Annotated in this window: 20 protein-coding genes; 5 read left to right on the top strand and 15 right to left on the bottom strand. The window is 69.6% G+C overall.

Annotated features, from left to right (window positions below; translation table 11 throughout):
- The first annotated feature begins 5 nt into the window (after positions 1 to 5).
- Positions 6 to 1,679 carry an NAD-binding protein gene (locus MHN84_RS25685; protein ID WP_241207340.1) on the top strand — a complete coding sequence of 558 codons (1,674 nt, stop codon included), beginning with the start codon at positions 6 to 8 and terminating at the stop codon, positions 1,677 to 1,679.
- Here MHN84_RS25685 and MHN84_RS25680 read toward each other — a convergent pair.
- From MHN84_RS25680 to MHN84_RS25670, 3 genes are read right to left on the bottom strand one after another with little or no spacing between them, the layout of a single operon-like run.
- Positions 1,672 to 2,553, bottom strand: coding sequence for an LLM class flavin-dependent oxidoreductase (locus MHN84_RS25680; protein WP_241207383.1), 882 nt, complete (start codon positions 2,551 to 2,553; stop codon positions 1,672 to 1,674). The two genes, MHN84_RS25685 and MHN84_RS25680, sit on opposite strands and share 8 nt — an antisense overlap.
- Before the next feature lie 43 nt (positions 2,554 to 2,596).
- Entirely contained in the window at positions 2,597 to 3,265 is a 669-nt protein-coding gene (locus tag MHN84_RS25675; RefSeq protein ID WP_241207339.1) for a sterol desaturase family protein, read from the bottom strand.
- On the bottom strand, positions 3,262 to 3,984 hold the full coding sequence (locus MHN84_RS25670) for a FadR/GntR family transcriptional regulator (protein WP_241207338.1): 723 nt from the start codon (positions 3,982 to 3,984) through the stop codon (positions 3,262 to 3,264). Before MHN84_RS25670 ends, MHN84_RS25675 begins: the two co-directional genes overlap by 4 nt.
- A gap of 136 nt (positions 3,985 to 4,120) precedes the next feature.
- Here MHN84_RS25670 and MHN84_RS25665 point away from each other — a divergent pair, with 136 nt between their 5' ends.
- Genes MHN84_RS25665 through MHN84_RS25655 form a run of 3 tightly spaced genes read left to right on the top strand, consistent with a single transcriptional unit; the run spans position 4,121 to position 6,968 of the window.
- On the top strand, positions 4,121 to 5,434 hold the full coding sequence (locus MHN84_RS25665; protein ID WP_241207337.1) for a histidine kinase: 1,314 nt from the start codon (positions 4,121 to 4,123) through the stop codon (positions 5,432 to 5,434).
- A complete protein-coding gene (locus MHN84_RS25660) occupies positions 5,422 to 6,066 on the top strand; it encodes a response regulator transcription factor (RefSeq protein ID WP_241207336.1) in 645 nt (214 codons plus the stop codon). Before MHN84_RS25665 ends, MHN84_RS25660 begins: the two co-directional genes overlap by 13 nt.
- 20 nt (positions 6,067 to 6,086) lie before the next feature.
- A complete protein-coding gene (locus tag MHN84_RS25655) occupies positions 6,087 to 6,968 on the top strand; it encodes a DUF4097 family beta strand repeat-containing protein (RefSeq protein ID WP_241207335.1) in 882 nt (293 codons plus the stop codon).
- A 115-nt stretch (positions 6,969 to 7,083) separates the two neighbouring features.
- Here MHN84_RS25655 and MHN84_RS25650 read toward each other — a convergent pair whose 3' ends face one another.
- The 12 genes from MHN84_RS25650 to MHN84_RS25595 all read right to left on the bottom strand — a co-directional run bounded on the left by MHN84_RS25650 (position 7,084) and on the right by MHN84_RS25595 (position 20,979).
- On the bottom strand, positions 7,084 to 8,118 hold the full coding sequence (locus MHN84_RS25650; RefSeq protein ID WP_241207382.1) for a nitronate monooxygenase: 1,035 nt from the start codon (positions 8,116 to 8,118) through the stop codon (positions 7,084 to 7,086).
- Between the two features lie 20 nt (positions 8,119 to 8,138).
- Complete coding sequence (locus MHN84_RS25645) at positions 8,139 to 8,615, bottom strand: RrF2 family transcriptional regulator (RefSeq protein WP_241207334.1); 477 nt, start codon at positions 8,613 to 8,615, stop codon at positions 8,139 to 8,141.
- A gap of 8 nt (positions 8,616 to 8,623) precedes the next feature.
- Positions 8,624 to 9,223 (bottom strand): cysteine hydrolase family protein, encoded by a 600-nt coding sequence (locus tag MHN84_RS25640; RefSeq protein WP_241207333.1) that lies wholly within the window; start codon positions 9,221 to 9,223, stop codon positions 8,624 to 8,626.
- A gap of 9 nt (positions 9,224 to 9,232) precedes the next feature.
- Entirely contained in the window at positions 9,233 to 9,973 is a 741-nt protein-coding gene (locus MHN84_RS25635) for a 3'(2'),5'-bisphosphate nucleotidase CysQ (RefSeq protein ID WP_241207332.1), read from the bottom strand.
- Positions 9,970 to 11,817 carry a sulfate adenylyltransferase subunit CysN gene (gene cysN / locus MHN84_RS25630; protein ID WP_241207331.1) on the bottom strand — a complete coding sequence of 616 codons (1,848 nt, stop codon included), beginning with the start codon at positions 11,815 to 11,817 and terminating at the stop codon, positions 9,970 to 9,972. The genes MHN84_RS25635 and cysN overlap by 4 nt, the downstream gene beginning before the upstream one ends.
- A gap of 32 nt (positions 11,818 to 11,849) precedes the next feature.
- Positions 11,850 to 12,779 carry a sulfate adenylyltransferase subunit CysD gene (gene cysD, locus MHN84_RS25625; protein WP_241207330.1) on the bottom strand — a complete coding sequence of 310 codons (930 nt, stop codon included), beginning with the start codon at positions 12,777 to 12,779 and terminating at the stop codon, positions 11,850 to 11,852.
- A 159-nt stretch (positions 12,780 to 12,938) separates the two neighbouring features.
- Entirely contained in the window at positions 12,939 to 13,430 is a 492-nt protein-coding gene (locus MHN84_RS25620; protein ID WP_241207329.1) for a carbonic anhydrase, read from the bottom strand.
- 128 nt (positions 13,431 to 13,558) lie between these two features.
- Entirely contained in the window at positions 13,559 to 15,469 is a 1,911-nt protein-coding gene (locus MHN84_RS25615) for a glycosyltransferase family 39 protein (protein WP_241207328.1), read from the bottom strand.
- On the bottom strand, positions 15,466 to 16,746 hold the full coding sequence (locus MHN84_RS25610) for a bifunctional glycosyltransferase family 2/GtrA family protein (RefSeq protein WP_241207327.1): 1,281 nt from the start codon (positions 16,744 to 16,746) through the stop codon (positions 15,466 to 15,468). Before MHN84_RS25610 ends, MHN84_RS25615 begins: the two co-directional genes overlap by 4 nt.
- Before the next feature lie 45 nt (positions 16,747 to 16,791).
- Positions 16,792 to 18,705, bottom strand: a complete 1,914-nt coding sequence (locus MHN84_RS25605) for a glycosyltransferase family 39 protein (RefSeq protein ID WP_374238427.1) — start codon at positions 18,703 to 18,705, stop codon at positions 16,792 to 16,794.
- Positions 18,706 to 18,716: 11 nt separating this feature from the next.
- Positions 18,717 to 20,297 carry a cell wall metabolism sensor histidine kinase WalK gene (locus MHN84_RS25600; protein ID WP_241207326.1) on the bottom strand — a complete coding sequence of 527 codons (1,581 nt, stop codon included), beginning with the start codon at positions 20,295 to 20,297 and terminating at the stop codon, positions 18,717 to 18,719.
- Positions 20,275 to 20,979 (bottom strand): response regulator transcription factor, encoded by a 705-nt coding sequence (locus MHN84_RS25595; protein WP_241207380.1) that lies wholly within the window; start codon positions 20,977 to 20,979, stop codon positions 20,275 to 20,277. Before MHN84_RS25595 ends, MHN84_RS25600 begins: the two co-directional genes overlap by 23 nt.
- Positions 20,980 to 21,129: 150 nt before the next feature.
- On the opposite strand from MHN84_RS25595, the gene MHN84_RS25590 reads away from it, so the two are divergent.
- The gene (locus MHN84_RS25590; RefSeq protein ID WP_241207325.1) at positions 21,130 to 21,372 is read left to right on the top strand and encodes a hypothetical protein; all 243 of its coding nucleotides are present in this window, start codon (positions 21,130 to 21,132) and stop codon (positions 21,370 to 21,372) included.

Below are 21,372 nucleotides of genomic sequence, written 5' to 3'. Positions count from 1 at the left end.
CTGCAATGGCCGGCAGCCACACCATCGTCAGCGGTGGTGACGCACTGGCGGTGCGCATCGCCGAGGAGCTGCGCAGCGCCGGCGCCACAGTGACGGTGATCGATCAGCCCGATCAACTCACCCCGGCCGGCGTCGCAACGGCGACCGCCGTCGTGTGTGCCGGGCCGGACGACGCGAAGAATCTCGAGATGGCGCTGCTGGCGCGGCGATTCAGTCCCACCGTGCGGGTCGTGGCCCGCCTGGCGAACACCGTGTTGCGGGAGGCGATGGCGGCGGGCAACGGGCCGGGCGCGGTCCTCGACGTCGCCGACCTCGCTGCGCCGTCGGTCGTGGAGCGGTGCCTTGCCCGCACGACGCACTCGATCGCCGCGGGTGACCTCCGATTCGTCGTGTCGGGCACCGCGGTGACCCGCGCGGGCACGTTGCGCGAGATCCACGGTGACCTCGCCCCGGTCGCCGTCGTGCACGGCGAGCACAGTTCCACCCCGGGCGCAGTGGTCGCCTGCCCGGGGCGGGACCTGCACGTCGACGAAGGCGACTGGGTGGCGGTCATCGGCGACACCGGCGAGTTCGACGACCCCGACACCGCGGCCCGCCCCCATCCCCGCCGCTCTGCGATGACCCGAATAGCCAACGCGGCGCGCGCTTTTCGCGAAGACGTCAACCCCAATTTCTATCGCGCCCTCTCGGTGTCGATGAGCCTGCTCATCGGATCGACGCTCCTGCTGTGGTTCGCCTACGACAAGCCCGGGATGAGCTTCGTCGACGCGCTGTACTTCTCCACCGAGACCATCGCGACCGTGGGATACGGCGACTTCAGCTTCAGCGACCAGCCGACGTGGCTGCGCCTGTTCAGCATCGTGCTGATGTTCGCCGGCATCACCACCACGGCCGTGCTGATGGCCTTCGTCGCCGACCTGCTGCTGTCGCGGCGCCTGGCGTACTCGGCGGGTCGACGCAAGGTCCGCGAACTGGAGCGCCACATGATCGTGGTGGGCCTGGGATCGTTCGGCATCCGGGTGGCCGCCGATCTGAAGGCCGCCGGCCACGACGTCGCGGTCATCGAGCTCAACGACGAGAACCGTTATCTGTCCGCGGCTGCCGACCGGGGCATCCCGGTGATCTTCGGTGACGCCACGCTGCCCTCGACGTTGCACGCGGCGCGCATCGACGACGCCACGGCGGTGGCGGTGCTCACCGACGACGACGTGGTGAACATCGAGACGGCCATCGTCTCCCGCGAGCAGCTCAGGGCCAGCACCGCCGCGCCGGTCGTGCTGCGGGTCTTCGATCGGGCGCTGGGCGCCGCGGTCGCGCACCGGTTCGGTTTCGACACCGTGCTGTCGACCGTCGAGCTGTCCGCACCGTGGTTCATCGGGGCGGCGCTGGGCCTCACCGTGTTCGGCACGTTCTCGGTCGGCCAGGCGTCGTTCATGGTGGGCGGGGTACGGGTGGATCCCGGAAGCGAGCTGGACGGCATCCGGATGGCCGAGCTCTCGACACAGACCCGGGTGATCGCGATCGTCGGCAGCGATGGCGCCCGTGAACTGCACCCGCGGCGCGACTCGCAGCTGCATGCCGGCGACACCGCCTATCTCGTCGGTCCCTACCGAGAGTTGCTCGCGACGCTGAGCAAGGGCCGTGGTCGTGCCTCCACCGACTCCCCGGCATTCAGCTGAGGTCGGACACCACCTCGGCCACCTGGCGCAGCTGATCGATGTCGGTACTGGTCGGGATCAGGTGGATCTCATCGGTGCCGATGTCGGCGAATCGGCCGAGCACGACACGTAATTCGTCCTGGGTGCCGGCCCAGCCCGTCGTCGGGGCCATCGCGTCGACGATCTCGGCCGGTATCCAGTTCATGTACCGCCGCAGGTGGTGATGCACCTGTTCGCGAGGTGCGGTCCCCTCCCCGATCGCGAACCAGAACGAGGTGGCCAGGTGCGGTGCCGGCTTGCCGGCGTCGCGCCATGCGGCGCGCGCGACGTCGAACAGCTCGTTCTGCGCCGCGGTATCGAGATCCAGGCTGATGCCCGCCAGGCCCGAAGCCCAGCCCGCGGCGCTGCGCAGCGTCTTCGGACCCGTTGTGCCCACCAGCAACTCGGGTCCGCCGGACTGCACGGGCGGTGGCCCCACCGGCAGCGTCGCGTCCGTGACGTTCTCCCCCGCCCACACCCGCTGCATGACAGCGACCCGGTCGGCGAGCTGGCGCATCGTCTGGGTCGCGGGGTCGGCGCCGACAGCGCGGTAGTCCTCGTGCCGCCCGCCCACACCGATCCCGACCGTCAACCGCCCGTCGCACAGCAGGTCGCCGGTCGCGAGAGCCTTCGCCAGCATGACGGGGTCGTGCAGCTGCGGGATCACCACCGTGGTCACCAGCCGCACCCGCTCCGTCCACGCGGCCAGGGCGCCCAGCAGAGTCAGGCTCTCCGGATTGTCGAACGCGATGCGCTCACCCCAGCACAACGACGAGAACGGCCCGTCGTCGACCAGCCGCGCCCACGCCCGCAGCGTCGCACTGTCCAGGTCGGGCTCCATCACCGGCATCGTCATCCCGATTTGCACGCCGCGATTCTGACATGCGAGGGGTCAGCACCTAGGTGGGCTGGCCGTGCAGGTTCTTGGCGGTCGGTGACGTCTCGACCGCGGTCGGGGATGGGCACGTACCCAGCACCCGGTCGGCGGTGCCGGCACTCGTGACGGTGAACCAGTAGTGCTCGTTCTTGAAGTGGTGCTGCCGATGATTACGCCACACTGCCCGGTAGACAGCCGTTTTCGGCTTGTAGTCGCTGTGCACCAGATAGTGGCACCACTCGTAGCACAGCCCCAGCACGGCCAGGAACGTCAGGAACGTCAGACCCAGGGCGGGTCGCGGAAACGCCAGCAGCGCGATCGCGACCGACACGGGCAACACCCACAGCAGCGCAGGCCACGGGATGAAGATCAACGCGACATCGCGCGGGTCGACGTGGTGTTCGCGGTGCTTGCGCGCCAACAGGGAGTCGATGCGCAGTCCGGCGATGCGGCGGGGCTTCCAGTGCAGGATGCACACGTGGACGACCCATTCGAAGAACGGGAACACGGCGAGCATCACGACGGGCACCACCGCGTCGGTCCACGTCCAATCCCCGAGGTAGAGACGCGCGGTGAGTGCGGCGGCCAGCGTCGTGCCGATCATCCACGGAGACGGATGCGCCGCGAATTCGCGTGCGGCGTCGCCGAGGGTGAACTGTCGGCGGGTGGGGCGGACGGGTGCGCTGGTCAAGGCTTCTCCTCCAGGTGTGCCAGAGCGGTGAGCAGGGCTGTGGTCGCCGGTTCGAGCAGACGCCGGGCGTGTGACGACGCCGCACCGGCGTCTCCGGCGATCACGGCGCCGGCCAGGTCTCGGTAGTCGTCGACGCGTTCGACCTCGGCGGTCATCACCGCGGCCAGGGCGGGCAGCACGGGTTCGTACGTGGCGCGCAGCGTGTTGAACATCAGCCGGAACGCGATCGAGTCTGCGCAGTCGACGATGTGATCCCAGAAGTCGAGTGCATGACGTTGCGCGGCAACGGGATCGGTTTCCTCGGCCAAGGCGGTCAGAACCTGGTCGAGCATCTCGCGCGCGTGCGGGCCGCCGCGGCGGGCCGCGAGTTCGGCGACCTTCGGCCCGTTGTGCAGGCGTGTCTCGAGGATGCTGCGCACGACGTCGAGGTCCAGCTCACCGCCGCGCATCAGCAGCGTGGGGAGCAGGTCCAGGCCCGCGGTCCGCCGGAAGTCTCGCACGGTCGTGGCGTCACCCTGGCGCACCTCGACCAGACCCGCGGCCGCCAGGCGCTTGAGCGCCTCCCGGATGGCCGGGCGCGAGACGCCGAGGACCTCGGCGAGCCGCCGCTCGCTGGGCAGAGCTTCCCCCGGCTGCATCTCACCGCTGAGCACGTCCGCGACGATCTGGTCGAAGACGTCCTCGGGCACCGAACGGCGGTTCACGGGGCGCAGCACCATGCCCGACACTGTGCCCGCCCCACGGCCAGTTGGTCAAGTGGTCAGACCAATCTAGGTTGCGGCGGGGGTTATCCCCCGCCGGACTGGCGGGAAAACGCCGTCCCGCTCCCGTGCCGAGATCCCTAGGTTGGTGACCATGACCGCACCCGCTGAGACGACGATCGAGTCGGCACCCGACATCGCGGCGCCACCCCCGGTTCCGCGCACGACGACCATCGGCGTGGTGCCGACGGCCTCGATGGTCACCGGCGCGGCGATCGCCACCGTCTGGTTCTGGATTCCGTTGACGCTGTTGATCATCGGCGTCTCCTCGATCCCGAGTGTGATCGGTTTCGTCCTGGCCGCCGTGGTGTTCACCTACCTGGTGCGCGGCGTCGAGCGCGTCGAACGGGTGCGCAGCGAAGCGGTGTTCGGCATGGGCATCGGCGTGCCGCCGCGCCGGCTCTCCCCACACACCGGATTCCAACGCTGGGCCCACCAGATCCTGCTCGACCTGGGCAGCGCCCGGTTCTGGAAGGCGGTGGCCCACCACTACCTGCGCATGACCTACGACCTCCTGGCCACGGGTCTGGCAGTCGCCCTGCTGGTGTTCGCCTTCCTCGCACCAGCTGCCGCGATCGCGATCGGCAACAGCGACGCCGATGCCGGCCTGTCGTTCCTCCCTACACCGGTGGCGTTGCTGCTCGCGGTGGTGGCGCTCGTCGCCGCGGGCGCGCTGCTCGTCTACGCCCCTGCGCTCGACGCCACGATCGACCGCTGGCTGCTGACGCCATCGCCGACCGCCCACCTGCAATACCAGGTCAGCGCACTGGCCGATGCACGGCAGGGCGCGGTGACCTCGGCACAGACCGAACGCCACCGCATCGAACGCGACCTCCACGACGGTGTGCAACCTCGCTTGGTGTCCCTGGCCATGACGATCGGGTTGGCCCAGACGAAACTCGACACCGATCTGCCCGCCGCCAAGGCGCTGATCGCCGAGGCCCACGACGAGGCGAAGAGCGCTCTCGTGGAACTGCGCAACGTGGTCCGCGGTATCGCTCCGACGATTTTGGCCGACCGCGGCCTCGACGCGGCGCTGTCGGCGGTGGTGCAGCGCGCGACGACATCCGGGGTGCCGACCACGTTGAGTGTCCACCTGCCCCGCCGCCTACCCGACGAGGTCGAGGCGTGCGCCTACTTCGTCGTCGCCGAGGCCCTGACCAACGTCACCCGCCACGCGGGAGCCGGCCAGGCCGCCGTCACGGTCCGCCTGGACGACACCGCACAGCAGTTGCACGTCAGCGTGTTCGACGACGGACGGGGCGGTGCGCAGATCACCGGCGACGAGAACGCCACGGGACTGCGCGGCCTCGACGAGCGGGTGCGCGCGGCGCGCGGCACGTTCACGGTGTCCAGCCCGGTCACCGGTCCGACCATCATCACCGCGGTGCTGCCATGCGCATCGTGATCGCCGAGGATTCCGCGCTCCTGCGGGCGGGCATCGAACGCATCCTCACCGACGCCGGCCACGACGTGGTGGCCGGGGTGCCCGACGCGACCAACCTGCTGCGCTTGGTCAACGACACCCGGCCGGACCTCGCGATCCTCGACGTCCGGATGCCGCCCACCTTCACCGACGAGGGGATCCGCGCCGCAGCACTGCTGCGCAGCCAGAACCCGGAGTCGCCGGTGCTGGTGCTCTCCCACTACGTCGAGGAGCGATACGCTGCCGACCTGATCGCCTCGGACACTCGCGGCTTCGGTTATCTGCTCAAGGACCGGGTGGCCGATGTCCCGGCCTTCCTCGATGCCGTGGCCGTCGTCGGGGCCGGCGGGACCGTGCTCGATCCAGAAGTGGTGTCGCAGATCCTCGTTCGCTCACACCGTCGCAACATCCTGGATGCGCTGACCCCGCGCGAACGCGAGGTCCTACAGCTGATGGCCGAGGGCAAGACGAACTCGGCGATCGCGACGGCCCTGCACATGTCGGTCGGATCGGCCGAGAAACACATCGCGTCGATCTTCACCAAGCTCGGCCTGGCCCCCGACGACAGCGGCAACCGGCGTGTCCTCGCTGTGCTGCGATATCTCGAATCCTGAACGCGCGAAGGGACTCCCGCATGACCACCATGACAACCACGGTCACCCCACCCACCCCGCCACCGGCGCCGTCACCCGGCGGCCGTACGGCGATCCGCGCCGTCCTGGTCGTCGCCGCGACGGCCCTGATCATCGGAACCGTGGCGTCACTGGCCGTCTTCGCTTGGGGCGTGAGCACGTTCCGGGTCGTCACCGACAGCGCCGCGCTGCCCGCGACCGTGCGCGCGGTGACCGTCGACACGGGCTCCGTTCCGGTCCTCGTGCGTATCACCACCGATCGCGAGGCCCGCACGCCACGCATCGACATGACGATGGTCAATTCCGTACGCGCCGATGCGGATCCGTTGTCCGTGGCCGCCGACGGCACGTCGGCGCGCGTGACCATAGACGCCGAACCGACTGCCCTCCTGAACTGGGGGCGCGCCTCGCGGATCACGGTGGTGTTACCCGGGGATCAGGCCCGTCGGACCACGGTGACCACCGACCAGGACACCGGTGTGGTGATGCTCGAGGCCGACATCGACCGGCTGGTGGCCCGCACCCGCGACGGCGCGGTAATTCTCGGCGGCGCCGCGCGCGACGTCGAGATCACCGCACAGAACGGCGACATCGACACCCGTGACACGATCTCAGTGACCGGGACGTTTCGGGCCACCACGGCGACCGGCGACATCGACGTCGACTTCTCCGGCGTTCCCGCGACGCTGGACGCCCGGACAGAGGACGGCGACGTGACGATCGCGCTGCCCCCGCCCGGCCCGTACCTGGTCGACGCGACGACGGGACAATCGTGGGGTTCCACGGTGGTGCGCGTACCGCAGACCCGGGATCCCCGCGGCGCCGCGTCGGTGGTGAGCGTGCGCTCCGAAAACGGCGACGTCACCGTGGAACAGCTTGGCTAGCCGGCCGCAGCGCAGCGCCCCCGCATGCTCGAGCTGACCACCCTCAGCGACATTGTCGGCGCCTGATGAGCACACCTCACCATCGGCCGACAATGTCGCTCGGGGTGGGCCGATGTCAGCCTTGGCCGCCTTGTTCGGATGTCAACTTCTCGATGATCGCGGCAGCGGGAGCGGGCTCGGCCAGCCGGAACCCGGTGCCGGCCCAGATGTTGGTGCCGTGCGGATCGCCCGCCCGCACCGCCGCCGCCCGCAGCGGGCTCGTGAGATAGTGCACCTGCGGGTAGGCCAGCGGCGCCTGCGCATCATGGTCGTCGACGAAGCGATTGCGCAGGCCGCGCGCGTAGCGCCCCGAGAATGCTTTCGTGACAACAGTTTCGGTGAATTCGGGACTCACCAGCGCGGCCCGGTGCACCGGACTGCTGCCGGCTTCGTCAGCCAGCAGGAAGGCCGTGCCCAGCTGCGCGGCGACCGCCCCGCCGCGGCGTACCCGCGCCACGTCTGCCGCGGTCATCAGGCCGCCGGCGGCCACCACCGGAAGGTCGAGGACGGCCGTGATCGCGGCCAGTAGATCGTCGAGCGGCTGCTCGGCCGGACGCGACTGCGCGTCGAAGGTTCCGCGGTGCCCTCCTGCGGCAGGTCCCTGCGCCACGAGCACGTCGACGCCGCGGTCGGCCGCCTCGTGGGCCTCCGCGAGCGTGGTGATCGTGCCCGCGACGGTGACGCCGGCGGATCGGAGTCGCGCGACGTCATCGGCCGTCGGGAGCCCGAAGGTGAAGGACGCCACCGCCGGTCGCAGATCCAGCAGGACGTCGAGTTTCCCCTGCCACGCGTCGTCGTCGATGCGAGGCGCACCGACGGAGACGCCGTAGCGCTGCGCGTCCGGCACCAGCTGCGCGGCGTACCGTTCGATGCGCTCCTGATCACCGGTGTCCGGACCCGGCACGAACAGGTTCGCACCGATCGGGCCGGACGCCGACCGCATCGCCGCGCCCAATTTGTCAGCGAACACGTCGGCGCTGAGATAGCCGGCCGCGACGAAACCCAGCCCGCCGGCATTCGTGCCGGCCGCGGCGAGTTCGGGTGTCGAGGGTCCACCCGCCATCGGGGCGACCGACACCGGTGCGGTGAGATCACGAAAGTCGAACACGATGGGTAGCCTTTCCCGCGCGATCAGGTGACGGATCGCCCGCGCTGTTCTTCCTGGGTGCGGTAGTCGTCGGCCAGCGTGCGCACGTGCTTCGGCAGGGCACCGGCTGCCACATCGGCAAGGCTCGTGGTCTCCAGAACCGAACGCATACTGGCGCGCAACGCTCGCCACACATCGGTCAGCGCGGCGGTCGGTCCGCTGTAGGGTAGGTCACCGAGCCCGATGTCACGGACGCTGGCCAACGGCCCGTCGATACACCGCAGCACGTCGGCGATGCTGATCTCGGTGGCGCACCGGGCGAGTTCGTATCCGCCGTCGCGACCACGATGGCTGCGCACCAGTCGGTCGGTGCGCAGGTCCGACAGGATGTCGACCAGGAATTGCGCCGGAATGCCCTGTGCCCTCGCCAGATCCTCGGTCTTGACCAGCGCGCCATCGTCGGCGGTGGCCAGTTCGACCATCGCGCGGATCGCATACTCCGCCTTCGCCGACATTCGCATGCGCAGGCCTACCCGGGGATGTCGGCGGCGCGGGGCACGACCACGGCGAACAGGTCGGCGACCGCGGCCAAGCTCGCGGCCTGAAGCGCCGAAGCGGGCACGGGCTCTCCCCCGACCCCCGGTAGCGGGCGCGTCGCGGTCGCGGTGGCGACCACGGTCGGCGCATAGCCGAGGTTGAACGCGCCGCGCGCTGTCGAGTTCACGCACATGTGCGTCATGAACCCCGCCAGCACGAGATTCTGCACGCCCAGGGACGTGAGCCTGTCCTGCAGGTCGGTCTGCACGAAGGCGTTCGGATAGTTCTTCACCACAACCGGTTCGGTGTCGAGGGGGGCGACCCGCTCGACGATCGCGCCGGTGTGGCCACCGATGTCGTACAGCGAACCGGGGCCGTCGTCGTGCTGCACGTGGATGACCGGCGCACCGGCCGATCGAGCGAGGTCCAGCAGTACCGCCGCCTCGTCGAGAGCATCCTGCACCCCGTCGAGCTCCAACACCCCTTCGGTGTAGGTGTTCTGGCAGTCGATCAGCACCAGCACCGAATCGCCGAGCCGGGCCGGTGTGAGCGGCAGTCCCGACAGCGCGCGCAGAGTATTGGGTTCGGCCACCTCCGCAGCCTACAGTCGGGCCGTCACCGCCAACACCGCATCGGCCAGCTCGGGCCGGCAGACGATGAGGTCGGGCAGCTTGGAGTCCCGCTGGTTGTAGACCAGCGGGGAGCCGTCGATGCGGGAGGTGTGCAGTCCGGCCGCGCGGGCCACCGCGACCGGCGCGGCCGAATCCCATTCGTACTGACCACCGGCGTGCACGTAGACATCGGAGACGCCCTGCACCACGGACGCCACTTTCGCTCCGGCCGAACCCATTTCGACGAGCGTGCCCTCGAGCGCATCCTTGACCTCCAAGGCGATCGCGGGCGGCCGGGTGCGGGAGACGACGATTCTCGGCGCACCGGGCTGCGCAGGCGGCACAGGCACCGTGGGAGTGGCCAGCGTGACGCCCTGCGCGGGCAGCGCGACGGCGCCGGCGACGAGTTCGCCTGCCTGCCACAGCGCTACGTGTACGGCCCAGTCGGACCGCCCTGCCTCGGAGAACTCGCGGGTGCCGTCCAATGGATCCACGATCCAGACCCGTTCGGCGGACAGCCGAACCGGATCGTCGATGCCCTCTTCGGACAGCACCGCGTCGCCGGGCCGCACCGATGCCAACGCCTCCATCAGGAAGTCGTGGGATCGCTTGTCCCCTGCCGCTTTCCGCTCCGCCGCGTCCGCGTCGGCGAACTCGGCGCGTACGTCGAGCAGCAGCACACCGGCTTCCGTGGCGAGTCGCGCGGCGACCTCGTGATCGGATTCGGTCATGGCCTGCTCTCCAGCATCTCGATCACCCGGTCGGCGAGTCCGTCGAGGGGTAGATCCGGTGTCAGCTGCAAGTCGGGATCCTTCGGTCGCTGATAGGGGCTGTCGATACCGGTGAAGTGGGTGATCTCGCCGGCACGGGCCTTCGCGTACAGGCCTTTCGGATCGCGGCGTTCGCAATCCTCGAGCGGGGTGTCCATGAAGACCTCGAAGAAGTCCAGACCGGCCGCCGTCGTCACCTGCCGGGCCAACTCGCGATGCTCCTCGAGCGGACTGATCGCAGGCACCAGCACCACCTGGCCGGAGTCGGCGAGGATCGCCGCGATGTGGGCGAGCCGGCGCTGGTTCTCGGCGCGGTCGGCCATCGAGAACCCGAGGTCGGCGTTGAGCCCGTGCCGCAGGTTGTCTCCGTCGAGAACATAGGCAGGCACGCCCTTTTCGAGCAGCTTCTGCTCCACCAGCATTGCCACCGACGACTTGCCCGAACCCGACAGACCGGTGAACCACACCGTGCGCCCCTTGGACAGCCGGTCGTCGGAGGTGCACAGCGACTGGTGCCGCACTGTGTTGGGGCTCGACGTCCGCGCCGTCACGTAGGGCAGGATCATCCCCGCGGCGACCGTACCGTTGGTGTTCGGGTCGATCAGGATGAACGATCCCGTCGCAGCATTGCGGCTGTACTCATCGAGGAGCAGAGGCACCTGGCTGCGCAGCGACACCCGGCCCAGCTCGTTGAGTTTCAGCGCGGTGGCCGTCTTGTCGCGGTGCAACGTGTTGACATCGAGCCGGTAGTCCAGCGCCGTCACCCTGACGCGGGTGGTGCGCGTCGTGTGCTTGATCAGGTAGTCCCGACCCGGCTCCAGTGAGGCTTCGTCGGCCATCCAGCACACCGTGGCGTCGAACTGCTGCGTCACCCGGGGCTGGTTGTTGGGCCGGGCGATCAGGTCACCGCGGCTGATGTCGATGTCGTCGGCCAGGCTCACCGACACGGCCATCGGCGGAAACGCTTCCTGCACAGGGCCACCCGGGCCCTCGATGGCCGTGATGCGGGAGGTCTTGCCCGTGGGCAGCACCACGATCTCGTCGCCCGGACGCATGACGCCGCTGGCGACGGTGCCGGCGTAGCTGCGGTGATCGGCGTGCTCGCGGGTCTGCGGCCGGATCACGTACTGCACCGGGAACCGCACATCGACCAGGTTGCGATCGCCCGCGATGTACACGTCCTCGAGGTGGCTCAGCAGCGACGGCCCGTCGTACCACGGCGTGACATCGGATTTGGTGACGACGTTGTCTCCGTTGAGCGCCGAGAGCGGGATCGTGGTGACGTCCTGGACGTCGAGACGCGCGGCGAATTCGTAGAAGTCGTCCCGGATCTCGTCGAACCGCTCCTGACTCCAGCCGACCAGATCCATCTTGTTGACTGCGAGCACGATGTGCCGGATGCCCAGCAGCGAGGCCAGGAACGCGTGGCGGCGGGACTGCTCGAGCAGACCGTGCCGGGCGTCGACGAGCACGATCGCCAGCTGCGCGGTGGAGGTGCCGGTCACCATGTTGCGCGTGTACTGGATGTGACCCGGGGTGTCGGCGATGATGAATTTGCGCTTGGCGGTGGCGAAATAGCGGTAGGCCACATCGATCGTGATGCCCTGCTCACGCTCGGCGCGCAGGCCGTCGGTGACCAGAGCCAGGTCGGTGTAGTCGTTCCCGCGCTCCTTGGACGTGCGCTCGACGGCGGCGAGCTGATCCTCCATCACGGCCTTGCTGTCGTAGAGCAGCCGACCGATCAGCGTGGACTTTCCGTCGTCGACCGAACCGGCGGTCGCGATACGCAGCAGTGTCGTCGCCATGCTATTTCCCCCGTCGCTTCGCTCGCCCCATGTCAGAAGTACCCCTCACGCTTGCGGTCTTCCATCCCCGCCTCGGAGATCCGGTCATCGGCTCGCGTCGCGCCCCGCTCGGTCAAACGCGACACAGCGGTCTCGGCGATCACCTCGGACACCGTCGCCGCCGTCGACTCGACACAGCCGGTGCAGGTGACGTCGCCGACGGTGCGGAACCGCACGGTCTTCTCGATCACCGGCTCGTCCTTGCGCGGCTGCATGAACTTGTGCACCGCCAGCAGCATGCCGTCGCGCTCGAACACCTTGCGCTCATGCGCGTAGTAGATCGACGGCAGCTTGATCTTCTCGGCACCGATGTAGGACCAAATGTCGAACTCGGTCCAGTTCGACAGCGGAAAGGCGCGGATGTGCTCACCCTTGCGGTGCCGGCCGTTGTACAGGTTCCACAGCTCGGGGCGCTGGTTCTTCGGGTCCCACTGGCCGAACTCGTCGCGGAAGCTGAACACGCGCTCCTTGGCGCGCGCCTTCTCCTCGTCGCGGCGCGCCCCACCGAATGCGGCATCGAACTTGTTCTCCCGGATGGCCCGCAGCAGCGTGAACGTCTGCATCGGGTTGCGCGAGGGAATCGTCTCGACCACGCGGCCCGCGTCGATGTCCTCTTGAACACTGGCCACCACCAGGCGCACGCCCGACTGGGCGACCAGCTCGTCGCGTGCGGCCAGGACCTCGTCGAAGTTGTGGCCCGTGTCGACGTGCATCACCGGGAATGGCAGTCGGCCGGGCGCGAACGCCTTGAGCGCCAGGTGCAGCATCACGATCGAGTCCTTGCCGCCGGAGAACAGCAGCACCGGCCGCTCGAACTCGGCGGCCACCTCCCTGATGATGTGGATGGCTTCAGCTTCGAGCGCACGCAGGTGGCTCAGCTCGTAGCGACCCGCGTTGACCGCGGTGTCTTCGGTCGTCGTCATCGTTTCCCTGCAAAGTTGGTAGATTTGACCAGAATTACGATCATCACCGGGCAATGTAATCGCTGGGCCTGCAGGTGTCAACGGTTCGGAGGCGCCGAGCGTGGGGGTTGTGCACGCGACACGGGCGGCGGGCGTGCACAACCCCCACAGTCGAGGCGGCTACAACGTGACTTCGGTGAGCCTGCCGGTCGCGACATCGAAGACGAAGCCGCGCAGAGACTCGTGCTGTGTGACGAACGGGCTCGCTTCGATGCGGCGCAGCGACTGGCGGACGTCCTCGTCGAGATCGCCGAACGATTCGGCGGCCCATTCCGGCTTGATCCCGGTCTCCTCCTGGATATCGCGCTTGAACTCGTCGTCGGTGAATGTCAGCATGCCGCAGTCGGTGTGGTGGATGAGGATGATCTCTCGAGTGCCCAGCAGGCGCTGACTGATCGCCAGGGAGCGGATCTCGTCGTCGGTGACGACGCCGCCGGCGTTGCGGATGACGTGCGCCTCGCCATCGGAGAGCCCGAGGATCCGATACACGTTCAGCCGCGCATCCATGCAGGCGACAACGGCGACATGCCTGCTGGGCGGCAGCGGCAACGGCCCGGAGAACGTCTTCGCGAACTCCTCGTTGTTCCTCAGGTACTCGTCTGTCACCGACATGGCGCGACCGTAGAGATGCGGCTGCACAGCGTCACTGTTAAGAATCAGCCCGCGCGCAACCGTTCCGAGCGTGGGGGTTGTGCACGCATCGCGACAGCGAGTCGTACACAACACCCACGCTCGGCTGACTAATGCGCGAGGTCGTAGACCGTCGCGCCGCCCACGTCGCGCGGGGTGAAGGTCTTCTTCACCCAGGCGGTGATCTCCGCGGCGGAACCGCTGTCCCGGTGGCGACCGGGGCCGCCGTCGCCGCCGGCGATGAAGTAACGCACCTGACCGTCGTCGACGTACTGCTGGAATTGCGCCAGCGTCGGCGACGGGTCACTGCCCATGAAGCCGCCGATCGCCATCACCGAGGTGCCGGTGCTCAACTCCAGGCTGCTCGCCGTCATCGAGCCGACACTCGCTGCGGCCCAACGATTGTCGGTTGCTTTCACCAGGTTCTGCAGCGCGACGTTGTCCGATGCGCGCACGAACCCCGGACCGCCGGGACCGCCGGGCCCACCCGGCCCGCCGGGCATGTCGCCGAAACTGCCGAAGTCGGCGTGCGCAGCCGCCGGGCCGGCCATGGCGCCCGGCCCGCTGGCGGGACGGGCCGCCGTCTCGATCGCGTATGCCGCGGGGGCGGCAGCCCCCAGGATGAGCGCGGCGCCAGCCACTGCCGCCGCGAGCCTGCCCCACCGCTGCACACCCGCCACCAGCAGCACAGCCACCGCGAGCGAACCGATCAGCACCACCCAGCGCAGCCACGGCTGCCACCCCGGCGCTCGGCCGAGAAGCGCGAACGCCCACACCCCGGTGCCCGCCGACATCACCGCCAGCACCGCCCGCGCCGCCCAGAACTGCCGGGCGCGCCACAGCTCAGCCGCGCTGATCCCGATCAGAGCGGCAACCGCCGGCGCCAGCGCCAGCGTGTAGTACGGGTGGATGATGCCGTCCATGAAGCTGAACACGGCGGCGGTGACCAGCAGCCAGCCGCCCCACAGCAAGAGACTGGCTCGCAGTGGCGACGTCCGCGGCGCGCGGCGGGTGGACCACAGCAGCGCCACCAGCCCGATCAGCGCCGCGGGCAGCAGCCAGGACACCTCGGCACCGAACGACGGGCCGAACATCCGGCCGATGCCGGGGGTACCGCCGAAGAACACGTGCGCCCCGCCGCCCGGACCGTCACCCATGCCCGGGCCCCCGCCCCCGGGACCCTCGCCCCGACCGGCGATGCGCTGAATTCCGTTGTAGCCCAGAGCGAGCTGCAGCAGAGAGTTGTCGGTGGACCCGCCGATGTAGGGCCGCGAATCCGCCGGCCACAGGCTGACCAGCGCCAGGAACGGTCCCGCGGTCGCCACCATCGCGACGCCACCGGCCAGCAACGCCCGGACCCGCGGCCAGAACGCGATCGGCGCCGCGACCAGGAACGCGAGCGCCAACCCGGGCACCACGAGGAACGCCTGCAGCATCTTGGTCAGGAACGCCACGCCCAGGACCACTCCTGCACCGACCATCCAGCGGGTACGTCCGGTCTCGATGGCGCGCACCGTCAGATAAGCCGCCACCACGAGCAACAGCACCAGCAGCGCATCGGGGTTGTTGTAGCGGAACATCGACGCCGCCACCGGCATGACGGCGAGCGCGGCGCCGGCGATCAGACCGGCACCCGGCCCGCTGACCCGGCGCACCGCCGCGTAGAGCACGCCCACCGATGCCACGCCCATCAGCGCCTGCGGCAGCAGCATCGTGAACGGGCTGAAGCCGAACAGCCGGCCGGACAGCGCCATGAACCAGATCGACACCGGCGGCTTGTCCACGGTGATCGCGTTGCCGGAATCGAGGGATGCGAACAGCCAAGCCTTCCAGCTCTGGGTGCCGGCCTGCGCGGCCGCGGCATAGAAATCGTTGGCCCAGCCACTCGAACCCAGACCCCACAGGTACAGCACCGCGGTGGCGGCCAGCAGGGCGGCGAGTGCGAACCGGTGCCATCGCGCCGCCGGCTCACGCGCGGGCACGGGTGCGGTGGTGACCGAGGAATCGGCAGTGAGGGTCATCGGGCGACTCCTTCGGTGGCGGTGCGGCGCGGATGGAACACCCAGCCGCGCAACAGGACGAAGCGGACCACGGTGGCGAGCAGGTTGGCGCCGATCAGCACCGCCAGTTCGACCATGCGGTGCGGTGCCGCGGAGGTGGCGTGCAGCAGGCTCAGCGATCCGCTGGTGATGCCGAGCGCGACCCCGAAGACGATGAGTCCTTCGAGATGGTGCTGAGCGAGCCGGGACTGACCGCGGACACCGAAGGTGAAGCGGCGGTTGGCCGCGGTGTTGCCGATCGCGGTGAGCAACAGAGCCAAGAGGTTCGCCCACTGGGCGCCGACGCTGCCCCGCAACAGCATGAACAGCACGATGTAGGCGATCGTCGACGCGACCCCGATCGCTCCGAATCGCACCACTTGCCGCAGCAGCGAGCTGGGCGCTGCCGGCTGCTGGGACGGACTCAGCTGGGCAGCGATCATGTTCACCGGGATCGCGCCGCTGGCGAATCCGCGCAGCAGCCGCCCGATGCCGCGCAGATCGGCTGCTGCCGTCGCGACGATGTCGACGCGGCTGTCGGGATCGTCGACCCAGTCGACGGGGACCTCGTGGATGCGCAGTCCGCTGCGTTCGGCGAGCACCAGCAGCTCGGTGTCGAAGAACCACCCGGTGTCTTCGATGTAGGGCAGCAGGCGGGCCGCGACATCCGCGCGGATCGCCTTGAATCCGCACTGTGCGTCGGAGAACCGCGCGGACAGTGTGGATTTGAGGATGAGGTTGTAGCAGCGGGAGATGATTTCCCGCTTCGGTCCGCGGGTGACGTGTGCGCCGCGCGCCAGCCGGGTGCCGATCGCGAGGTCCGAGTGGCCGGAGATCAGCGGCGCCACCAAGGGGCCGAGCGCGGCCAGGTCGGTGGACAGGTCGACGTCGGTGTAGACGAGCACCGCCGCGTCGGAGGTCGACCAGACGTGGTGCAGTGCGCGTCCGCGCCCCTTCTCCTCCAGACGGACCATGCGTACCCCATCCAACTCGGCGGCGAGTTCCGCAGCGATACGCGGGGTGTCATCGGTGCTGGCGTTGTCGGCGATCGTGATGCGGGCCGTAAAAGGCACCGCATCGCTGAGATACCGGTGCAGCCGATACACCGAGTCGGCCAGGACGGCCTGCTCGTTGTAGACGGGAACGACGACGTCGAGGACCGGCGCCCCGGTGACCCGGGCGGTGCGGGCTGCGTGGGGTCGACGTTCGACAGGGGTTCGGCCACAACGTGTCTCGGCCACGGTGTCGGTAGGTGTCATGGTGTCCATGTTCTGTCGCTTCTGTGTGCTCATCGTTGGCCCGAGCTATGCGCCGGCTGTGACTGATGTCAGGTCGTAGACCACCGTGCCGTCGACGGTGCGCGCGACGAAGTTGGCGGCCACCCAGTCGCGGATCGCTACGGACTCCTTCGAGCCGCTTTCCGGGGCCCGGCCCATCGTCATCATCCGACCGGCGACGAAGTAGTGGATGCGCCCGGCAGCGACGTCGTCGACGAATTGCGCCAGCGTCGGCGCCGGATCGGTGCCGTTGAATCCGCCGATCGCCATCACCGGTGCACCGATGGCGAGCTGATATCCCGCGGCGTTGTTCGATCCGACAACGGCTGCCGCCCAGGTGAATCGGTCGGCGTCGGCGGCCAGCACCCTGGTGAGCTCCGGCCGCGGTGACGGTGCACTCAGCAGACCGCCACCGGGGCCGCCGCCGAAGAAGCCGCCACCCGGGAAACCACCCGATCGCGCCGGCCCGACCGACGGAATGGCACCCGTGTGGGGGGTCGCAACGGTCGCCAGCGTGTAGGCGGCTGGCCCGGTCAGGCAGCACACGAGGGCGAGGCCGCCGACGATCCGCGCCACCCGGGGCCCCAGCCGCGCGTTGACGACGATCAGTGCCGCGGCCGCCACTCCACCGACCACGATCGCGACGCGCAGCCACGGCATCCAGTCAGGGGTGCGGGTCAGCAGCTGCGCGGCCAGGAACACCGTCACCACCGTCGTCGCCGCCAGCGCGCTCGCCGCGCGCGGATCAGTTCGGTTGCGCCACAGTGCAGATGCGCCGATGCCGACGGTGGCGGCGATCGCGGGTGCCAGCGCCACGGTGTAGTACGGGTGCACGATGCCGTTCATGAAGCTGAACACGACGGCGGTGACCACGAGCCAGCCGCCCCACAGCACGAGCGCGGCCCGCGTGGCATCGGTGCGGGGTGCGCGGCGGGTCAGCACCAGCCCGGCGACGGTGCAGACGAGTGCGGCGACCAGCAGCCAGCCGATGTCGGCACCCATCGAGAAGCCGAACAACCGACCCCAGCCGACGTCGTGGTTGAGGTTGCCCAGCCCGCCGGGCTCGTTACCTGTCAGTCTGCCGAAACCGTTGTAGCCCAATGTCAATTCGAGAATGCTGTTGTGCTGCGAGCCGCCGATGTACGGTCGCGCATCGGACGGCCAGAGCTCGACGAGCGCGAGGTACCAGCCGGCCGAGACCACAACCGCGGCCCCGGCGATGCCGAGGTCGAGCACTCTCCGGCGCAGCGGCGACGGCCCGGCCATCAGATAGGCGGCGGCGAACGCCGGCAGCACCAGCAGCGCCTGCAGCATCTTGGCGAGGAACCCGAATCCCACGGCCACGCCCGCCGCGACCAGCCACCACCGGCCGGCGTCCTTCTCGCAGGCGCGCTGGGTGCAGTAGGCACCGAGCACCAGCATCAACACCAGCAACGCATCCGGGTTGTTGAACCGGAACATCAGCGCAGCCACCGGTGTCAGGGCGAGAATCCAGCCGGCCAGCAGAGCTGCGCCGGGGCCGGCGGCGCGGCGCACCGACGCGTAGAGCACGCCGACGGCGGCCACCCCCATCAGTGCCTGAGGCGCCAGCATGCTCCACGGCGAGAAGCCGAAGACCCGCGCGGAGAGGTCCATCACCCACAGCGCGGCGGGTGTCTTGTCGACGGTGATCGCGTTGGCGGCGTCGCTGGAACCGAACAGCATCGCGGTCGCGTCGCTCGAGCCGGCCTGCACCGCGGCGGCGTAGAAGGAGTTGGCCCATCCCGACGCGCCGAGGTTCCACAGATACAGCACGGCCGTGCTGACGAGGAGCACCAGCAACCCCGGCGAGCAGACGCGAACTCGAGCCGACACGCCGTGAAAAAGTCCAGTTCGCGTCTGCTCGCCGGGGTTCGGCGCAGCCTCGGGCCCCGACGTCAACACGCTCACCCGTTCGATCATCTTCGGCCCCGCTAGGCGCCCGATTGGTCTCCGCTGTGCCTTGGCTGTGAATCCACAGGAAGAGTCACGACGAATTCGGTGCGCCCGGGGACGCTGCGCACCACGATGGTCCCGTCGTGGGCCCGCACCACGGCGGCCACGATCGCCAACCCGAGACCGGTGCTGCCCCCGCGGCGCGACCGCGAGGAATCGCCGCGCGCGAAGCGCTCGAAGACCTCGGGCTGCAGGGAAGCCGGGATGCCGGGGCCGTCGTCGACGACGGTCAGCACCACGCCATCGGCCGTCGCTACCAGCGACGTCGTGACGGTGGTGCCCGGCGGCGTGTGGATGCGCGCATTGGCCAGCAGATTGGCCAACACCTGATGGAGCCGGGCCTCGTCGCCCGGCACCGCGACCGGTTCGTCGGGCAGGACGAGCTCCCACTCGTGGTCGGGCCCGGCGACGTGGGCGTCGCTGACCGCGTCGACGACCAGCCGGGTCAGGTCGACGGGCTCGCGCTCGAGCGGGCGACCCGCGTCCAGCCGGGCGAGCAGCAGCATGTCCTCGACGAGGCGGGTCATGCGCTCCGTCTCGGACTCCACGCGGTTCATCGCGTGCGCGACGTCGTCGGGCAGCTCGGCGCGCCTGCGCTGCGCGAGCTCGGTGTACCCGCGGATCGCGGCGAGCGGGGTGCGCAGCTCGTGGCTCGCGTCGGCCACGAACTGGCGGATCCGGGTCTCGCTGGCGTGCCGCGCCGACAGCGCACCCGCGATCCTGTCGAGCATCCGGTTCAGCGCCGAGCCGAGCCGCCCCACCTCCGTGTGCGCGGCGGCCGGGTCGACCGCGACGATCGGGGTCGGCAGGTCGACCTCGCCACGGTCGAGCTCGAGGTCGGCCACCTCGCGCGCCGCCGACGCCACCCGGGACAGGGGCGCCAGTTGCCGTCGGACGATCGCGATGCCCGCGAAGGCGGCGGCGATCAACGCGAGCACGGCAGCGACGCAGAACATGGCGAGGACCCACAGCAGGGTGTCGTCGACCACGGACAGCGGCAGCCCGGTGACGATCGTCTGAGACCCGGCGCGGCGGTCGTGCAGCCCGATGACGCGGTAGCGACCCAAGCCGTCGAGAGTGACCGTGCGCGGCGTGCGGTCGGGCGGCACGGCAGCCAACTGCGCGGCGGCCGCATCGGTGACCGTCGAGCGCGAACCGTCTGCGGTGATGACGCCGGCGTCGATACCGCGCCCGGGCGTGACGACGGCGCCGACGGTGCGGGTGGCCTGTCCGGGAGCGTTGAGGAAGCCGGGGCCGGGACCGGCCTCGGGGTCGAACCGCCTGCGGTCCTCCCAGCCCGGAGTGCCCGGCGTGAACACCGGCGGGGGCAGGTCGAAGATCGCCGCCGAGCGCCGACCGGCCTCGACGAGTTGTTCGTCGAGTTGGTGGGACAGGAACCGCTGCAGCGCGAATTCGGTGGCGACCCCGATGCCGGCGATGACGACGGCCAGCAGCACCATCTGGGTGACGATCAGCCGTACGCGCAGCGACCAGGTCCGAGGTGCGAGAACACGGCCCCGCGTGGCGGTCTGCCCGTCAGCGCGCGGGCTTGAGGACATACCCGGCGCCGCGCAGCGTGTGGATCATCGGCTCCCGGCCACTGTCGATCTTCTTGCGCAGATACGAGACGTACAGCTCGACGATGTTCGACCGTCCACCGAAGTCGTAGCTCCACACCCGATCCAGGATCTGTGCCTTGCTCAGCACCCGCTTGGCATTGCGCATCATGAACCGCAGCAGTTCGAACTCCGTGGCGGTCAGCGTGATCGGTTCGCCCGCGCGGGTGACCTCGTGACTGTCCTCGTCGAGGACCAGATCGCCGACCACGATCGTCGCTCCGGCGGCCTCTGTGCTGACCCCGGTGCGACGCAGCAGCGCCCGCAACCGCAAGACGACCTCTTCGATGCTGAACGGTTTGGTGACGTAGTCGTCGCCGCCGGCGGTCAGTCCGGCGATGCGGTCCTCCACCGAATCCTTGGCGGTGAGCAGCAGCAGCGGCAGGCCGGGGATCTGCTCTCGCAGCCGGTGCAGGACGTCCAGACCGCTCATGTCCGGCAGCATCACGTCGAGCACGACCACATCCGGTGGGTTGTCGCGCGCCGCCGCGATCGCGGTGGCGCCGTCGCCGGCGGTCGAGATCTCCCACCCCTCGTAGCGCAGCGCCATGGACACCAGCTCGGCCAGCACCGGTTCGTCGTCGACGACGAGCACGTGCACCGGGCTTCCGTCAGCGCGGCGCATCACCACCCGCGCGGCGTCGATGTCGCTGGTCGATGAGGTCACGCGTTCCATTATGGGTGCCGTCCGTGGGGCGCGGCTGTGCCGAAGCTATGCGCCTGCTGTGAAGCGGACACACAGCCGGCACTCATCTGAACCGGTCATCCTGGGCCCATGACCGAATCAGCAGCCGCCCTCGACGACGGAGCGTGGGCGACCCCCGAGCCCGAGCCGCGCCGGCGGCGAGTCCGCGAGGTCGCGGCCGCGGTCGCGATCGCGGCGGTGATCGGCGGGGTGGGCGGCGCGGCGATCCATGCCGCGCGCGGTGGCGGGCACCACCCGGGACCGTTCATGGTCGACATGTCGCGCCCCGGCGCGCCGGAGGGCCGCCCTGTCGGAGGCCCGGCGATCCCATAG

Origin of the sequence: Mycobacterium sp. PSTR-4-N, assembly GCF_022348085.1 — a bacterium.
Taxonomy (GTDB): domain Bacteria; phylum Actinomycetota; class Actinomycetes; order Mycobacteriales; family Mycobacteriaceae; genus Mycobacterium.
Note: the sequence above shows the minus strand (reverse complement) of the source record. Positions and strands in the feature narration are given on the sequence as shown.

Coding starts and splice junctions, on each gene's coding strand:
- MHN84_RS25685 (WP_241207340.1), top strand. CDS start 6: ATGGCCGGCAGCCACACCATCGTCAGCGGTGGTGACGCACTGGCGGTG.
- MHN84_RS25680 (WP_241207383.1), bottom strand. CDS start 2,553: ATGACGATGCCGGTGATGGAGCCCGACCTGGACAGTGCGACGCTGCGG.
- MHN84_RS25670 (WP_241207338.1), bottom strand. CDS start 3,984: ATGGTGCTGCGCCCCGTGAACCGCCGTTCGGTGCCCGAGGACGTCTTC.
- MHN84_RS25665 (WP_241207337.1), top strand. CDS start 4,121: ATGACCGCACCCGCTGAGACGACGATCGAGTCGGCACCCGACATCGCG.
- MHN84_RS25660 (WP_241207336.1), top strand. CDS start 5,422: ATGCGCATCGTGATCGCCGAGGATTCCGCGCTCCTGCGGGCGGGCATC.
- MHN84_RS25655 (WP_241207335.1), top strand. CDS start 6,087: ATGACCACCATGACAACCACGGTCACCCCACCCACCCCGCCACCGGCG.
- MHN84_RS25645 (WP_241207334.1), bottom strand. CDS start 8,615: ATGCGAATGTCGGCGAAGGCGGAGTATGCGATCCGCGCGATGGTCGAA.
- MHN84_RS25635 (WP_241207332.1), bottom strand. CDS start 9,973: ATGACCGAATCCGATCACGAGGTCGCCGCGCGACTCGCCACGGAAGCC.
- cysN (WP_241207331.1), bottom strand. CDS start 11,817: ATGGCGACGACACTGCTGCGTATCGCGACCGCCGGTTCGGTCGACGAC.
- cysD (WP_241207330.1), bottom strand. CDS start 12,779: ATGACGACGACCGAAGACACCGCGGTCAACGCGGGTCGCTACGAGCTG.
- MHN84_RS25620 (WP_241207329.1), bottom strand. CDS start 13,430: ATGTCGGTGACAGACGAGTACCTGAGGAACAACGAGGAGTTCGCGAAG.
- MHN84_RS25615 (WP_241207328.1), bottom strand. CDS start 15,469: ATGACCCTCACTGCCGATTCCTCGGTCACCACCGCACCCGTGCCCGCG.
- MHN84_RS25610 (WP_241207327.1), bottom strand. CDS start 16,746: ATGACACCTACCGACACCGTGGCCGAGACACGTTGTGGCCGAACCCCT.
- MHN84_RS25605 (WP_374238427.1), bottom strand. CDS start 18,705: ATGATCGAACGGGTGAGCGTGTTGACGTCGGGGCCCGAGGCTGCGCCG.
- MHN84_RS25600 (WP_241207326.1), bottom strand. CDS start 20,297: ATGTCCTCAAGCCCGCGCGCTGACGGGCAGACCGCCACGCGGGGCCGT.
- MHN84_RS25595 (WP_241207380.1), bottom strand. CDS start 20,979: ATGCGCCGCGCTGACGGAAGCCCGGTGCACGTGCTCGTCGTCGACGAC.
- MHN84_RS25590 (WP_241207325.1), top strand. CDS start 21,130: ATGACCGAATCAGCAGCCGCCCTCGACGACGGAGCGTGGGCGACCCCC.